This is a genomic window from Neisseria sp. CCUG12390, from assembly GCF_047837985.1.
Lineage (GTDB): Bacteria > Pseudomonadota > Gammaproteobacteria > Burkholderiales > Neisseriaceae > Neisseria.
Window position 1 is genome coordinate 935,935 of record NZ_CP181244.1, and the last position, 15,067, is coordinate 951,001.

General features: G+C 55.7%; 12 protein-coding genes. 7 read left to right on the top strand and 5 right to left on the bottom strand.

Annotation, left to right across the window (positions count from 1 at the left end; genetic code table 11):
• Positions 1 to 11 precede the first annotated feature (11 nt).
• A complete protein-coding gene (gene uvrA, locus ACM67E_RS04375) occupies positions 12 to 2,858 on the bottom strand; it encodes an excinuclease ABC subunit UvrA (protein WP_416192394.1) in 2,847 nt (948 codons plus the stop codon).
• Between the two features lie 368 nt (positions 2,859 to 3,226).
• Between uvrA and ACM67E_RS04380 the strand changes: the two genes are divergently transcribed.
• Both ACM67E_RS04380 and hflX read left to right on the top strand, forming a co-directional pair.
• Complete coding sequence (locus tag ACM67E_RS04380; RefSeq protein ID WP_416192395.1) at positions 3,227 to 4,075, top strand: phosphatidylserine decarboxylase; 849 nt, start codon at positions 3,227 to 3,229, stop codon at positions 4,073 to 4,075.
• 413 nt (positions 4,076 to 4,488) lie between these two features.
• Entirely contained in the window at positions 4,489 to 5,658 is a 1,170-nt protein-coding gene (gene hflX, locus ACM67E_RS04385) for a GTPase HflX (protein WP_416192396.1), read from the top strand.
• A gap of 131 nt (positions 5,659 to 5,789) precedes the next feature.
• On the opposite strand, the gene ACM67E_RS04390 is transcribed toward hflX, so the two are convergent.
• The gene (locus ACM67E_RS04390) at positions 5,790 to 5,936 is read right to left on the bottom strand and encodes a hypothetical protein (RefSeq protein ID WP_416192397.1); all 147 of its coding nucleotides are present in this window, start codon (positions 5,934 to 5,936) and stop codon (positions 5,790 to 5,792) included.
• Between the two features lie 415 nt (positions 5,937 to 6,351).
• Between ACM67E_RS04390 and ACM67E_RS04395 the strand changes: the two genes are divergently transcribed.
• From ACM67E_RS04395 to arsB, 4 genes are all read left to right on the top strand, one after another.
• Positions 6,352 to 8,802: a heavy metal translocating P-type ATPase gene (locus ACM67E_RS04395; RefSeq protein WP_416192398.1), complete on the top strand. Its 2,451-nt coding sequence runs from the start codon at positions 6,352 to 6,354 to the stop codon at positions 8,800 to 8,802.
• A 138-nt stretch (positions 8,803 to 8,940) separates the two neighbouring features.
• Complete coding sequence (locus ACM67E_RS04400; protein ID WP_416192399.1) at positions 8,941 to 9,243, top strand: ArsR/SmtB family transcription factor; 303 nt, start codon at positions 8,941 to 8,943, stop codon at positions 9,241 to 9,243.
• Positions 9,244 to 9,364: 121 nt separating this feature from the next.
• Entirely contained in the window at positions 9,365 to 9,784 is a 420-nt protein-coding gene (gene arsC, locus ACM67E_RS04405) for an arsenate reductase (glutaredoxin) (RefSeq protein ID WP_416192400.1), read from the top strand.
• Between the two features lie 138 nt (positions 9,785 to 9,922).
• Positions 9,923 to 10,924, top strand: a complete 1,002-nt coding sequence (arsB, locus tag ACM67E_RS04410) for an ACR3 family arsenite efflux transporter (RefSeq protein WP_416192401.1) — start codon at positions 9,923 to 9,925, stop codon at positions 10,922 to 10,924.
• Positions 10,925 to 11,145: 221 nt separating this feature from the next.
• Here the strand turns inward: arsB and cysD are convergent, their stop codons facing one another.
• Complete coding sequence (cysD, locus tag ACM67E_RS04415; protein ID WP_416192402.1) at positions 11,146 to 12,060, bottom strand: sulfate adenylyltransferase subunit CysD; 915 nt, start codon at positions 12,058 to 12,060, stop codon at positions 11,146 to 11,148.
• A gap of 237 nt (positions 12,061 to 12,297) precedes the next feature.
• Between cysD and ACM67E_RS04420 the strand changes: the two genes are divergently transcribed.
• A complete protein-coding gene (locus tag ACM67E_RS04420) occupies positions 12,298 to 12,681 on the top strand; it encodes an energy transducer TonB (protein WP_416192403.1) in 384 nt (127 codons plus the stop codon).
• 93 nt (positions 12,682 to 12,774) lie between these two features.
• Here ACM67E_RS04420 and ACM67E_RS04425 read toward each other — a convergent pair whose 3' ends face one another.
• A complete protein-coding gene (locus ACM67E_RS04425) occupies positions 12,775 to 13,494 on the bottom strand; it encodes an SDR family oxidoreductase (RefSeq protein ID WP_416192404.1) in 720 nt (239 codons plus the stop codon).
• Between the two features lie 208 nt (positions 13,495 to 13,702).
• Positions 13,703 to 15,022 (bottom strand): hydroxysqualene dehydroxylase HpnE, encoded by a 1,320-nt coding sequence (hpnE, locus tag ACM67E_RS04430; RefSeq protein ID WP_416192405.1) that lies wholly within the window; start codon positions 15,020 to 15,022, stop codon positions 13,703 to 13,705.
• Positions 15,023 to 15,067: the final 45 nt, after the last annotated feature.

Consider the following 15,067-nt stretch of genomic DNA (forward strand, 5'->3'; position numbering starts at 1 on the left):
AAGATTTTATTTTATAACATATTTTTTAAATATCTTCCCGTATAACTCCCCTCAACCTTAGCCACTTCCTCAGGGCTGCCTGAAACCAGAATCCTCCCCCCGCCATCGCCGCCTTCCGGCCCCAAGTCCACAATCCAATCGGCGGTTTTAATCACGTCCAGATTGTGTTCGATAATCACAATCGAGTTGCCTTTGCCTTTCAGACGGCCTATCACTTCAAGCAGCAGGGCGATGTCGGCGAAGTGTAGACCCGTAGTCGGTTCGTCGAGGATATACAGGGTGCGGCCGGTGTCGCGTTTGGAGAGTTCGAGGGCGAGTTTGACGCGTTGGGCTTCGCCGCCGGAGAGGGTGGTGGCGGATTGGCCGAGGCGGATGTAGCCGAGGCCGACGTCCATCAGGGTTTGAAGTTTGCGGGATACGGTAGGCACAGCGTCGAAGAATTGGCGGGCTTCTTCTACGGTCATGTCGAGCACTTGGCTGATGTTTTTGCCTTTGTATTGTATTTCGAGGGTTTCGCGGTTGTAGCGTTTGCCGTGGCAGACTTCGCAGGGGACGTAAACGTCGGGCAGGAAGTGCATTTCGACTTTGATGACGCCGTCGCCCTGGCAGGCTTCGCAGCGGCCTCCTTTGACGTTGAAGGAGAATCTGCCGACGTTGTAGCCGCGTTCGCGCGAGAGGGGCACGCCGGCGAAGAGTTCGCGGATGGGGGTAAAGAGGCCGGTGTAGGTGGCGGGGTTGGAACGGGGGGTGCGGCCGATGGGGGATTGGTCGACGTTGATGACTTTGTCGAGGTGTTCGAGGCCGCGGATGTCGTCGTAGGGGGCGGGTTCTTCGTGGGCGCGGTTGAGTTCGCGGGCGGTGATTTTGGCCAGCGTGTCGTTAATCAGGGTGGATTTGCCGCTGCCTGAAACGCCGGTGATGCAGGTGATCAGGCCGAGGGGGAGTTCGAGGGTGACGTTTTTGAGGTTGTTGCCGCGCGCGCCGCTCAACACGAGCATTCGGTCGGGGTTGGCGGGGGTTCTTTCAGACGGCACGGCGATGGTTTTTTTGCCGCTGAGGTATTGGCCTGTAATGGAATTTTCATTTTTGGCAACGTTTTCGGGTGTGTCGGCAATCAGCACGTTGCCGCCGTGTTCGCCTGCGCCCGGCCCCATGTCGACGACGAAATCGGCTTCGCGGATGGCGTCTTCATCGTGTTCGACCACGATGACGCTGTTGCCGAGGTCGCGCAGGCGTTTGAGGGTGGCGAGCAGGCGGTCGTTGTCGCGCTGGTGCAGGCCGATGGAGGGTTCGTCAAGCACGTACATCACGCCGGTCAGACCGCTGCCGATTTGGCTGGCAAGGCGGATGCGCTGGGCTTCGCCGCCGGACAGGGTTTCGGCGGAACGGGCGAGGTTGAGGTAGTCGAGGCCGACGTTAATCAGGAAGCCGAGCCGTTCGGTGATTTCTTTGAGGATTTTTTCGGCAATCTGTTTTTTGTTGCCTTCCAAATTGAGTTTTTCAAAGAATTCATGGGTTTTGGTGAGCGGCCAGGCGGAAATTTCGTGCAGCGGCTGTTTGCCGACATAAACGTAGCGCGCTTCTTTGCGCAGGCGCGCGCCGCCGCAGCTCGGACAGGCGCGGTGGCTTTGGTACTGCATCAGTTCTTCGCGCACGGTGGCGGAGTCGGTTTCGCGGAAACGGCGTTCCAGATTGGGAATGATGCCCTCGAAGGCGTGGCTGCGGTTGAAGGTGGTGCCTTTTTCAGACAGGTATTTGAAATCAATCACTTCCTTGCCCGAACCGTGCAACACGATTTTCTGCACTTTTTCAGACAGGCCTTCAAACGGCGTGCTCACGTCGAAACCGTAATGCGCAGCCAGCGACTGTATCATTTGGAAATAAAACTGGTTGCGCTTGTCCCAGCCCTTAATCGCGCCCGCCGCCAGCGACAATTCGGGGTGCAGCACCACGCGCTCGGGGTCGAAGAAATTCATGTTGCCCAAGCCGTCGCAGGTCGGGCAGGAACCCATCGGGTTGTTGAAACTGAACAAACGGGGTTCCAGCTCTTGCAGGCTGTACGAACACACGGGGCAGGCGAAGCGCGCGGAAAACCAATGCTCTTCGCCGCTGTCCATTTCCAAGGCAAGCGCACGGTCATTGCCGTGGCGCAGCGCGGTTTCGAAACTTTCGGCAAGCCGCTGTTTCATATCGGCTTTCACTTTTACGCGGTCGATGACCACATCGATATTGTGCTTGATGTTTTTTTCCAGCTTCGGCACTTCGTCGAGCTGGTAAACTTCGCCGTCCACACGTACCCGCGCAAAGCCCTGCGCCTGCAAATCGTGAAAGAAATCAACGAATTCGCCCTTACGTTCGCGCACCGCCGGAGCCAAAATCATCACGCGCGTGTCTTCAGGCAGCGTTAAGACGGCATCCACCATCTGCGACACGGTTTGGCTTGCCAGCGGCAAATCGTGTTCGGGACAATACGGCGTGCCCACCCGCGCGTATAAAAGGCGGAGATAATCATGGATTTCCGTAACCGTGCCGACGGTGGAACGCGGATTGTGGCTGGTGGATTTCTGCTCGATGGAAATCGCCGGCGACAGCCCCTCAATCAAATCCACGTCGGGCTTGTCCATCATCTGCAAAAACTGCCGCGCATAGGCCGACAGGCTCTCCACATAACGCCGCTGCCCCTCGGCATAGAGCGTGTCGAACGCCAGCGACGACTTGCCGCTGCCCGACAAACCCGTTACCACCACCAGCTTGTGGCGCGGAATGTCCAAATCAATGTTTTTCAAATTGTGCGTGCGTGCGCCGCGGATGCGGATGGTGTCGTTGTCGTGGGAATGAGGTTTGTCGTGATTGCACATGATGTATAGGCCGTCTGAAAATAAAAAGAAGAATAGGGAATTATAGCACTTTTCGTCTGTCGGGCTGACGGTGCGGCAGGCGGATTTTCAGACGGCCTGTGCGGATTTCGGAAGGCGCAGACAGAGTATTTTGATGAGCGGTTATTTCTGAAAGGCCGTCTGAAAAGTCTGCCAGAACAGATACAAATAGTTTTCAGACGGCTTGTACGGATTTGAATGTTCAGGCAGGGTATGTGATGAGCGGTTATTTCTGAAAGGCCGTCTGAAAAAGTCCACCTGAACGAATACAAATAGTTTTTCAGACGGCCTGACTATTTGCCGCGATAATCCGCTATAATCGCCCAAAACCCCATAGAAAAGGAATCCGCATGAACAAACCTTCTTATCCGCACCCGATTATCGCCCGTGAAGGCTGGCCGTTTATCGCCGTCGGTTTTGTCGCCAGCGTGCTGGTTACGGCCGTCAGCGACTGGCTGTCGCTGCCGTTTTGGCTGTTTACGTTTTTCGCCTTGCAGTTTTTCCGCGACCCTGCGCGCTATATCCCGCAAGACCCCGATGCCGTGTTGAGTCCGGTTGACGGCCGTGTGGTGGTGGTCGAGCGCGCGCAAGACCCGTACCGCAAAACCGAAGCCCTGAAAATCAGTATTTTCATGAACGTATTCAACGTGCATTCGCAAAAATCGCCGGTTGACGGCACGGTCGAAGCGGTGGAATACAACCGCGGCAAATTCCTGAATGCAGATTTGGACAAAGCCAGTACCGAAAATGAGCGCAACGCAGTGTTGGCAACGACATCGACAGGCCGCGAGATTACATTCGTGCAGGTGGCCGGTTTGGTTGCCCGCCGTATTTTGTGTTATACCCAGGCAGGCCGCAAAATCAGCCGCGGCGAGCGTTACGGCTTTATCCGCTTCGGTTCGCGCGTTGACGTTTACCTGCCGCTGGACGCACGTGCAGAAGTGGCCATCGGCGACAAAGTGACCGGCGTGAGCACCATTCTGGCACGCCTGCCGCTGACTGCGCCGGATGCCGAGCCTTTGGATAATGCATCGGTAAATGTTGCGGATACTGCGGCGGAAGCTGCTGCCAAAACTGCGCCGCAACATGTTGAACCGCAGATTTCTTCTGAAGGAAACACAGCGGAAGTCAGCCAGGCGGCGATTGAAGAAGCGGCTGAAAAAGTGCGCGAAGCAGCGGCAAAGGCCGTGAAGCCGTAACCGGACAGAATCGTCAAAAGGTTTTCAGACGGCCGTCTGAAAACCTTTTTTTGTTGGAAAAGCCGTTGTATAGGACATGGATGAAATGGTCCGATTGGAACCTTGCCAACCGCATTAATGACCAGAATGCCAAAACAGCCGTTGTTCGCTGCGCAAGTCTGCTACGCTCCACCTGTCAAGTGGAAGTCCGGAATTTTAACCTGCTGTAATTTTTAAATATTCCTGAAACCGGACAAGTTTGGGTTTACGCCCAAGCAGGGAAGCCGGCGCACTTGTGCAGCCCATGACGGCGATTTTCAGTTTTGCCCCGAGTTTTGCAAAGGCCGCGGCTTTTGTTTATTGAAACAGGCGCGTTCGGCGCGTTTGACGTAGAATAAGCTTTTTGATTCAGGCCGTCTGAAAAAGGAAATCTCTTGAGTAAAGCCCGTTTGTTCCCCGTCGATAAATCTTTGGAAAAACCCGAACGCGTAATGTTGGTCGGAGTGATGTTGAGTGCGGATTATTCCGGTGCCAATGAGCTGCGCGAGCAGTCTTTTCAGATGGCCTTGGCCGAAGCGGCGGAATTGGTGCGGGCCGCAGGCGGAGATTTGGTGAAAGTGGAAACGGCCAAACGCGATAAGGCGCATACTGCGCTGTTTGTCGGTACGGGTAAAACCGAAGAGCTGGCAGCATCGGTAAAGCAGCATGATGTTGATTTGGTGGTGTTTAATCATGAGCTGACGCCGACGCAGGAACGTAATCTGGAGAAAGAACTGCAATGCCGCGTGCTTGACCGCGTCGGCCTGATTCTGGCGATTTTCGCCAAACGCGCGCAATCGCAGGAAGGTAAACTGCAGGTGGAGCTGGCGCAGTTGTCGCATTTGAGCGGCAGATTGGTGCGCGGCTACGGCCATATGCAGAGCCAGAAGGGCGGTATCGGTTTGAAAGGTCCGGGCGAAACGCAGCTGGAAACCGACCGCCGCCTGATTAACCAGAAAATCACCGCGCTGAAAAAGCAGTTGCAAAACGTGCGCAAACAGCGTGCCACAAGGCGTAAATCGCGCGAATCAGGCCGTCTGAAAACCTTTGCCATCGTCGGCTATACCAATGCGGGAAAATCCAGCCTGTTCAACCGCCTGACCAAGGCCGACGTATTGGCGAAAGACCAGTTGTTCGCCACGCTGGATACGACGGCGCGGCGGCTGTTCCTGTCGCACGAAGCCAGTGTGATTCTGACGGATACGGTCGGTTTCGTGCGCGATTTGCCGCATAAGCTGGTGTCGGCTTTTTCGGCTACTTTGGAAGAGACGGCGTCGGCAGATGTATTGCTGCATGTGGTGGATGCGTCAAATCCGGATTTTCAACGCCAAATCGACGATGTGAACGTGGTATTGCAGGAAATCAAGGCGCATGAAGTGCCGCAGTTGGTGGTGTACAACAAAATCGATTTGCTGCCGGAAGGCGAAAGGCAGGCCGGAATTTTGCGCGATCATCGCGGCAGGGCGGCAGCGGTAAATGTTTCGGTGGAGAAAAGTTTGGGCTTGGAGGCTTTGCGTGAAGCGATGATTGAATATGCGCTGGCGGAGAGGTCGTCTGAAAGCTGAAGGTTTTGTGCGGGTACAGTTTGGCCGTCTGAAGCCGGGGGTAAATCAGGGAGGGTTTACCTGAGGATTCGGACGGCCGAAAAGAAAGCAGCCGGGCGTGGAGTGGTAACCGGGCTGTTTGATAAACGGGTTTAGTGTGCGTTAATCTGCTTGACGTTTACTTGTTTTTTGGTTTTTTTGTGCAGATTGGTGTAAAGCACCCAAATCGCGAGGCTTAAGTAAGCGGTGCTGGACAAGATACCGATAACGGCAAAAATAGGCATAAGGCGGTCAATCATGGTAGTTTCCGGTGAGCAATTGATTGGATATTTTTCGTAAAGTGTATTTTGTTTTGAATGCTGCTTGAAAGATTCCGTTCTGGAGCGGAATATGTGTAGTATGCGGTTTAAGTTTTCACGGGTCAATCGCAAATGTATCGGAATTTTCAAAAAAGTTCCGTCTTTACATTAAAATAATCGGAATAATTTTGCAATAAATGGTGTTTTTTAATCCTATTTATTTTGAAATGATGTTAACTGATTGATAAATATAAATTAAATGGATTAAGGAACGGTTTCGTTTTATTTTAAATGTTTAGGCCGTCTGAAATTTTTCTGTATCAAAATAAACACTTGATTTGATAAACAATACCGATATTTATCTTGAATAAGGCATGATTGTTGCGTACGGATGCAATAATCGTTATTTACCATCATGAAAAAAACCTGTTTCCATTGCGGGCTTGACGTTCCCGAACACATCCACCTGCCGGTTGTTTACGAAAATGAAACGCACGAAACCTGCTGCGCAGGTTGTCAGGCGGTGGCGCAAAGCATCATCGATGCCGGTTTGGGCAACTACTACAAACAGCGTACCGCCGATGCGGAAAAAGCCGCGCTGCCAGAGGCCGATATTCTGTCGCAGCTCAAACTGTACGATTTGCCCGAGGTGCAGGCCGAATTTGTCGAAGCGGGCGAGGGCGGCGGGCGCGAAGCGGTGCTGATGCTCGGCGGCATTACCTGCGCGGCCTGCGTGTGGCTGATTGAACAGCAGCTTTTGCGTCTGCCCGGGGTGAGGCGCGTCGATTTGAATTACAGCACCCACCGCGCGCGCGTCTCGTGGGACAACAGCCAAGTCGCGCTTTCCGATATTTTGTTGCGCATCCAGTCGACCGGTTATACCGCATCGCCTTATGATGCGCAAAAAGTGGAAGAATCGGCCAACAAAGAGCGCAAACAGTTTATCGTGCGCCTGGCGGTGGCGGGCATGTGCGCCATGCAGACTATGATGTTCGCCCTGCCGACCTATCTTTACGGCGACGACATCGAACCGCTTTACCTGCAAATCCTGCATTGGGGCGGCTTTCTGATGGTACTGCCGGTGGTGTTTTATTGTGCCGTGCCGTTTTACAAAGGTGCGCTGCGCGATATGAAAAACCGCCGCGCCGGTATGGATACGCCGATTGCGCTGGCCGTGGTGATGACGTTTGCCGCGGGGATTTACAGCATGGTGCAGAACACCAGCGAGGGCATGTATTTCGAATCCATCGCCATGCTGATGTTTTTCCTGCTCGGCGGCCGGTTTATGGAACAGATTGCACGGCGCAAGGCAGGTGATGCGGCGGAGCGGCTGGTCAAGCTCGTTCCCGCGTTCTGCCACCGCCTGACGGACTATCCGGACAGCAAGGCCGCGGAAGAAGCCGTGGTGGCCAAGTTGCAGCAGGGCGACGTGATTGTCGTGAAGCCGGGCGAAGTGGTTCCGGTGGACGGCACGGTGCTGTCGGGTCAGAGCGAAGTCAACGAAGCCATGCTTACCGGCGAGAGCCTGCCCGTGGCCAAACATGACGGCGACAAAGTGATTGCCGGCACGCTCAACACCGCAAGCCCGCTGATTATCCGCACCGATACCGTCGGCAGCGGAACGCGCCTGTCGCACATCGTCAAACTGCTCGACCGCGCGCTGGCGCAAAAACCGCGCGTGGCGGAATTGGCGGAAAAATATGCCTCGAATTTCGTGGCCGCCGAATTGATTTTGGCCGTCCCCGTTTTTATCGGCTGGACGCTGTATGCCGATGCGCAAACCGCGCTGTGGATTACCGTCGCGCTGCTGGTGATTACCTGCCCGTGCGCCCTGTCGCTGGCCACGCCGACCGCGCTGGCGGCCTCGACCGGCTCGCTCGCCAAAGACGGCGTGTTAATCGGCGGCAAAAACGCTTTGGAAGCCCTGGCGCAAGTGGATGACGTCGTGTTCGACAAAACCGGCACACTCACACGCGGCGCGCTTTCCGTCAGCAAAATCATTGCCTTAGGCCGTCTGAAAAACGAAGAGGGTTTGGCGGTGGCGCAAGCCTTGGAGCAGCAGTCCGAACACCCGATTGCACGCGCGATTCTGAATCATGCGCAAGACGGCGCGTTTTCAGACGGTCTGACGGTGCGGCAGCGCGTCAACCGCGTCGGCCACGGCGTGAGCGCGCAGATTACCTTTCGGGGCGAAACGCAGGTTTGGGCGTTGGGACGGGCGGAGTTCGTGGCCGAAATCGCAGGCGTGTTGCCCGAAGCCGCCGATATTGTGCACAACGGCAGCATGGTGTTTCTCGGCAACCAGGGCGGTTTTCAGACGGCCTTTCTGCTGGAAGACGAAATCAAAGACGGCGCAGCGGAAATGCTGGCCGATTTGAAAGACAAAGGCATCCGTCTACATTTGTTGAGCGGCGACCGCGAAGCCGCCGTGACCCATGTCGCCGAACGCTTGGGGCTGGACGCTTACCGCGCCGAAGCCGCGCCGGAAGACAAATTGAATTATGTGGAATCGCTGCAAAAACAAGGACGTAAGGTGCTGATGGTGGGCGACGGCATCAACGACGCGCCCGTGTTGGCTCAGGCGGACGTTTCCGTGGCGGTGGCCGGCGGTGCGGACGTGGCGCGCGACGGTGCGGACGTGGTGCTGCTCAACGACGATATGCGCGTGTTGCCGTTGATGCTCGACCAAGCCCGCCGAACGCACCAAATCATCCGGCAGAACCTGACGTGGGCAAGTGCCTACAACATCATCGCCGTGCCGCTGGCGGTGTTGGGGTACGTCAAACCGTGGATTGCCGCACTGGGCATGAGCCTGAGTTCGCTGTTGGTGCTGGGCAATGCGTTGAGACTGCTGAAGCGGAAATAAAGTGAAAGGCCGTCTGAAATTTTTCAGACGGCCTTTGTCTGTTCGGGGCTGTGCAGGCCGTTTGAACCTGCCGCATGAGCCGAAAAAATATTTCAATAAATCTTGAATGGTGGAAATGACAGGTTTACAATGCCGTGCATGGATACTTTACATGCAAGCAAACTGTTTGAAAGTCTGTCGTCTCCCGTCCGGTTGGCGGTTTTCCAGCAATTGGCCGCTGCGGGCAGCAAGGGCATGGTGGCAGGGGATTTGGCCAAGCAGCTGAATCTTGCGCCGAATAATTTGTCGTTTCATCTGAAAACCTTAAGTCATTCCGGCTTGGTTCGCGCCGAACAGGAAGGGCGGTTTGTCCGCTACTTCGCGCAACTGGATTTGATGATGGCCTTAACCGGATTTCTCACGCAGAATTGTTGTGCGGAAACGGGAGAATGCTGCCGTTGACGGCCTATCAGTTTTCAGACGGCGTTTCAGACGGCGTTTCAGACGGCCTGAACCTGCGATGCCGTCTGAAAAAAATTTTAGCCAGATATTTCTATATTTCTTGAACTATTGAGTATTGGATATGAACGTAACCATCTACCACAATCCCGACTGCGGCACTTCGCGAAATGTGCTGGCCTTAATCCGCCATTTGGGCATCGAGCCGCAGATTGTCGAATATCTGCAAACTCCGCCCGACGAGGCAACGCTGCGCGGCCTGCTGAATGTCATGAATGTTGCGCCGCGCGATTTGCTGCGTGCCAACGTGCCGCCTTATGAAGATTTGGGGCTGGACAATCCGGCTTTGGATGATGATGCGCTGATTGCCGCGATGCTGCGCGAGCCGCTGCTCATAAACCGCCCAATTGTGGTAACGGAAAAAGGTGTGAAGCTGTGCAGGCCGTCTGAAAGCTTTTTGGACATTTCGCCCGTGCCGCTGCGAGAACCGTTTGTCAAAGAAGACGGCGGCGTGATTGCGCCCCTGCATACCGATGCCGTCTGAAAAACTGCCAAACGTGCGGCAAACCGGCAATCGGCTGCCGTGAAACGGCGGGTGGGGAAACCCGCCTACGACCCTATGCCTGTCTGAAACGTTTTCAGACGGCCTGACAGGTATTGTTTAATCAAATAAGGAATTGAAATGGGTATTTTCGAGCGTTTCCTGACCGTATGGGTAGCCTTGGCGATTGCCGCCGGCGTGGCGTTGGGGGCGGCTTTTCCGAGCGCGTTCCAATGGGTGGCGCGGATGGAAGTGGCGCATGTGAACGTGCCTGTGGCGGTGCTGATTTGGCTGATGATTTACCCGATGATGGTGCAGATTGACTGGTCTGCCGTGAAAGACGTGGGCAGAAAACCGCAGGGGCTGGCGATGACGGTGGTCATCAACTGGCTGGTCAAGCCGTTTACGATGGCCGTGGTCGGCTGGCTGTTTTTCCGCGTGTTTTTCGCGGATTGGGTGGACGCGCAGTCCGCACAGGAATACATCGCCGGCATGATTCTGCTGGGTGTCGCGCCGTGTACCGCGATGGTGTTCGTGTGGTCGCAGCTGGTGAAGGGCGATCCGAATTACACGCTGGTGCAGGTATCGGTGAACGACATTATTATGATTTTCGCATTCGCGCCGATTGCGGGCGTGCTGCTGGGCGTGAGCGATATTGAGATTCCGTGGAACACGCTGCTGTTCAGCACGGTATTGTATGTGCTGCTGCCGCTGCTGGCGGGCTGGCTCACGCGCAGGCATCTACTGCGGGCCGGCAAACCGGTAGCGGCGTTCGCAGGCCGTCTGAAACCGTTTTCCGTTGCCGGGCTGGTTCTGACCGTGGTGTTGCTGTTTGCCTTCCAAGCGCAGACCATTCTCGCCAAGCCCGCCGTGATTGTGCTCATCGCCATACCGCTTTTGGTGCAGACCTACGGCATTTTCTTTTTGGGACGGATCATGGCCAAACGTCTGAACCTGCCGCACGAAATCGCCGCGCCCGCCTGCTTGATCGGCACGAGCAACTTTTTCGAGCTGGCCGTGGCCGTGGCGATTTCGCTGTTCGGGCTGAACTCGGGCGCGGCACTGGCCACGGTGGTCGGCGTGCTGGTGGAAGTGCCGGTGATGCTGTCGCTGGTGTGGTGGATTAACCGTAAGGCCGGGTGAACAAGGGATTGGAGGCCGTCTGAAAATATTTCAGACGGCCTTTGCTGTCAGCAAATATCTCTGAAACTTGTCAGGCAGCTTGTAGGACGGGTGTCAACCCCGCCGCTTTTCAGACGGCATCAAACGGTGGGTTTGCACCCACCCTGCGGATTGGTTTGAAAACATATGCCTGAAAATAAGAAGCCGTCTGAAATTTTTCAGACGGCCTTTGTTTACCTGCTTCAGAAATAGCCTGCTTTCTTGCGCTCTTCCATCGCCGCTTCGGAAACGCGGTCGTCCATGCGGGTTGCGCTGCGTTCGGAAATCGTGGCGGCGGCGGTTTCGGCGATGATGTCTTCCGGTGTGGCGGCAGTGCTGGCTACGGGCGCGGTGCAGGAAATGTCGCCGACGGTACGGAAGCGCACGTCGCGGATGACGGAGGTTTCGCCGTCGCGTTTGGGCGTGAGCGGCGTGACCGGAATCAGAAGGCCGTCGCGTTCGACCACTTCGCGCTTGTGGGTGTAGTAAATCGGCGGCAGGGCGAGTTTTTCGCGTGCGATGTATTGCCAGATGTCGAGTTCCGTCCAGTTGGAAATCGGGAACACGCGCATGTTTTCGCCGGGGAACAGGCGCGTATTGTACAGCGACCACAATTCGGGACGCTGGTTTTTCGGATCCCATTGGCCGAATTCGTCGCGGAACGAGAAAATCCGCTCTTTCGCCCGCGCTTTTTCTTCGTCGCGCCGCGCGCCGCCCATCAGCGCGTCAAAGCCCTGTTCTTCGATGGTTTCCACCAGCGTAACGGCTTGCGCGGCATTGCGCGAATCGGTTTCGCGGCGCAATACGACCGTGCCTTTTCGAATCGAATCTTCCACGCTGCCCACTACCAGCTGCACGCCCGTGCGCGCCACGGTTTCGTCGCGGAACCGAATCACTTCGGGGTAATTGTGGCCGGTATCGACGTGCAGCAGTTTGAACGGTAGTTTCAGCGGACGGCCTTCGATTTGGAACGCTTTGACCGCCAGCGACAGCAATACGACGGAATCTTTGCCGCCGGAAAACAACAAAGCCGGATTCTTCGCCTCGGCGATGACTTCGCGGATGATGTGGATGGATTCGGCTTCCAGCCAGTCGAGATGGTGGTTTTGGATAGACATGCGGTTTCTCTTTTCAGAATGCAGGATAGCGCATACTTTAAACAGGCCGTCTGAAAAAGGGAAAGAATGGTTTGTTTGATAGAAAGATGATTTTGTTATATTGCGGATAAAGGCCGTCTGAAATCTGATTTTCAGACGGCCTGTCGGGGCAGGGTGAACCAAACGGCATTTCGGCGGTCTCAAAACCTTACCGGCGGAAAAAAGGCCGTCTGAAAAAGTATGGGAAAGGAAAATCGATTGAAAAACAAACTTTTAGGCGCAATGCTGACGGCGGCTCTGCTTACCGTTGCCATGCCCGTTGCCGCAGCCGATGGTACGGTTTCAAAGTATGATAAATCTATAAAGGCGATAAACCATCAAGCACTAGTAGCGGCAAACCATCAGGCATTGGCACGTCAGGTTGTTTATCCTGTTTCGGCAGTAGAAGATGGGCTGGAAGGCGAAGTCCGTGTGCGTATTTGGGTTTCGCCGGAAAACCGTGTCCGTCAGGTCAAGGTGATTCGCAGCAGCGGTCATCCCATATTGGACAACGCGGTCGTCGAAGCGGCATACCGAACGGCTTTTCAGGCCAAAGGCCGGACGGTGTTTGATGCCAAATTCATTTTCCGCTTGGGTGATTAGAAAAACGCGGCAACCTTACCGTTTTATACCCAATGTTTGAACAAAGGCCGTCTGAAAATTTTTTAGACGGCCTTTTCCAATTTGGAAGCGAAATCACAAATAAACAATCTCGCCCGTGCGCCCTTTGCTTTCTTCGCTTACCCACCAAACGAATTGCGGCAACACGTCTTCGTAGGTTTTGCGTTCGCTTTGCGATTCGCCCGGGTGGGATTTGATGCGCTGCGGCGAGTTAATCGCGCCCGGCACCAAGATATTGGCGCGCAGGTTGGGGAAGCGTTCCCATTCGTCGGCGACGACTTTGCCCAAGTAGTTGAGCGCGGCTTTGGACGCGCCGAAGCCGCCCCAGTAGGCTTGCGGCGTTTCGCCGTGGCTTTCGCTGACGAAAATGACCGAAGCGTCGGGCGATTCTTTCAGCAAAGGGGCGAACGCACGGGTCAGGCCCATCGGGGCGATGGTGTTGATGCGGAACTGTTTCACCCAGTCGGGCACGGTTTGGAAATCCAATGGCGACAGGGCATTGAAGTAGCTGGCGCAATGCACGATGCCGTCGATTCTGCCTTGCGCGGCTTCGGCGACGGTGGCGGCCAGTTGGTCGAACTCTTTGTCTTCGGCGGTCAAGAGGTCGAAGCAGATGGCGAAAGGCTCGGCATGGCCGGCTTCGACAATCGCGTCGTACACTTTTTCCAGACGTTTCTGGTGGCGCGCAATCAGAATCACGGTCGCACCGGCGGCGGCGTAGGCTTTGGCCACCTGTTCGCCCAAGCCTTGCGATGCGCCGGTAACGATGAGGGTTTTGTTTTTCAATGTCGACATGAGACTTCCTTAATGGCTGACCGAGGCCGTCTGAAAATTTTATGTTTCAGACGGCCTTTTAAAGAATGTTAACAGTGTATTGCAGTTTGCTAACGATGACAACCTGCTTGATTGGCCGTGCGCTGATTCGGTTTGATTCAAACGGAGCCGGTTCCGTATGGCAGGATAAGCCGGAATGTGGAACGGTGTGCAAGGCCGTCTGAAAAAATCAACGCCGCGTCTGCCAATCCTGAATGCACAAATCCGCCGCCGCCATGCCCGACTGCACCGCCGCTTCCAGTGTGGCCGGATAGCGAGGGTGCAGGTAATCGCCGCAGGGGTAGATTTTGCGGTGGTGCAGCCAGGCTAAATCGGGCAGGGTGCGGTTGGCAGTGGCGGCAACGGTGGCACGCTTTTCGGTAATCACGCGGGCGGCAACGGGTTCGCCGACATCGGGGCAGACACGTTTCACGTCGGCATGGATTTTTTCTGCCCATTCGTCAGGCTTGAACGCACCCGCATGGTCGGACACGCTCACCACGGCGGCGATTTCGTTCGGCGGCAAACCGAGCGCGCCGCGCGAAACCAGCCATTGCGCCGTGCCTTCGGCAAAGCCCGTCATCGCCGCAGGCAGCTTCACCGCTTGGGCGTAGCGCAGATAAACCGTGGTAATCGCGCGGTATTCGAGATTTTGACAAGCCGTCTGAATATAATCCGGCGTTTCAGACGGCATCAATGCGGCCGCATGATAAGGCGCGACGGCCAACACCGCCGCGTCAAACGCTTCGCCGTTGACCTTTACCTGACCGTTCGGCAGGTTTTCCAAACGCGGAACGCGCGTTTCCAGATGGATTTTCGCCCCGTGTTCGCGCAAAAATTTCAGCGCAGGTTCGGCGACGATGTTGCCCAAATCCGTTTTCGGCAGCAGATAATCGCTGCCGGCCTTGTCCGCCCACACGCCGTCTGAAAGCACGTTGCACAAAATATTCAGACTTGCCTTGTCCAACGGCGTATTGAGCGCGCCCCAGACCAGCGGCTGCCAAAACTGCGCAATCAGCTTGCGCGGCGTATTTCGGCGGTTCAGCCATGCGCCGACGGTGGTGTCGGGTAGGGCGGTGCGGTGGCGGCTTTTCAGCGCGTTCATATCGTTTAACAGTTTGATTTTATGGAAAAACGAAAGATTTTTTCCGCGCAGCACCCCGGCCAAAATATGCCACGGTGCAGGCAGGGAGGCTGCCTGAAACCGCAAACCGTCGTGCAGATACCATTGCAGCGGCAGCCGCACAAACGCATCTTGTTCGCGCACGCCGATCTGCTTCATCAGCGTCAACACGCCGTGATACGCGCCGAGCATGATGTGCTGGCCGTTGTCGAGAAACGAAAAACCGCCCTTGTCGCCGCCGAACGACCGCGCCCGCCCGCCCGCGAGCTTGCCCGCTTCGAACAGGGTAACATCCGCGCGGTGAACGAGTTTGACCGCCGCCGACAAGCCGCTCCAGCCGGCACCGATTACGGCGATTTTGGGTTTGGGGTTTTGAGTATGGGGCATGGGTTCTTTTGGGTGGAAAAGTTTGGGATTGGCCGGAATTTTTTC

Bases quoted from the DNA above. Each gene is read 5' to 3' on its own strand.
- arsC (WP_416192400.1), top strand. From the start codon at position 9,365: ATGAACGTAACCATCTACCACAATCCCGACTGCGGCACTTCGCGAAAT.
- cysD (WP_416192402.1), bottom strand. From the start codon at position 12,060: ATGTCTATCCAAAACCACCATCTCGACTGGCTGGAAGCCGAATCCATC.
- ACM67E_RS04395 (WP_416192398.1), top strand. From the start codon at position 6,352: ATGAAAAAAACCTGTTTCCATTGCGGGCTTGACGTTCCCGAACACATC.
- ACM67E_RS04380 (WP_416192395.1), top strand. From the start codon at position 3,227: ATGAACAAACCTTCTTATCCGCACCCGATTATCGCCCGTGAAGGCTGG.
- uvrA (WP_416192394.1), bottom strand. From the start codon at position 2,858: ATGTGCAATCACGACAAACCTCATTCCCACGACAACGACACCATCCGC.
- ACM67E_RS04425 (WP_416192404.1), bottom strand. From the start codon at position 13,494: ATGTCGACATTGAAAAACAAAACCCTCATCGTTACCGGCGCATCGCAA.
- hpnE (WP_416192405.1), bottom strand. From the start codon at position 15,022: ATGCCCCATACTCAAAACCCCAAACCCAAAATCGCCGTAATCGGTGCC.
- arsB (WP_416192401.1), top strand. From the start codon at position 9,923: ATGGGTATTTTCGAGCGTTTCCTGACCGTATGGGTAGCCTTGGCGATT.
- ACM67E_RS04390 (WP_416192397.1), bottom strand. From the start codon at position 5,936: ATGATTGACCGCCTTATGCCTATTTTTGCCGTTATCGGTATCTTGTCC.
- ACM67E_RS04400 (WP_416192399.1), top strand. From the start codon at position 8,941: ATGGATACTTTACATGCAAGCAAACTGTTTGAAAGTCTGTCGTCTCCC.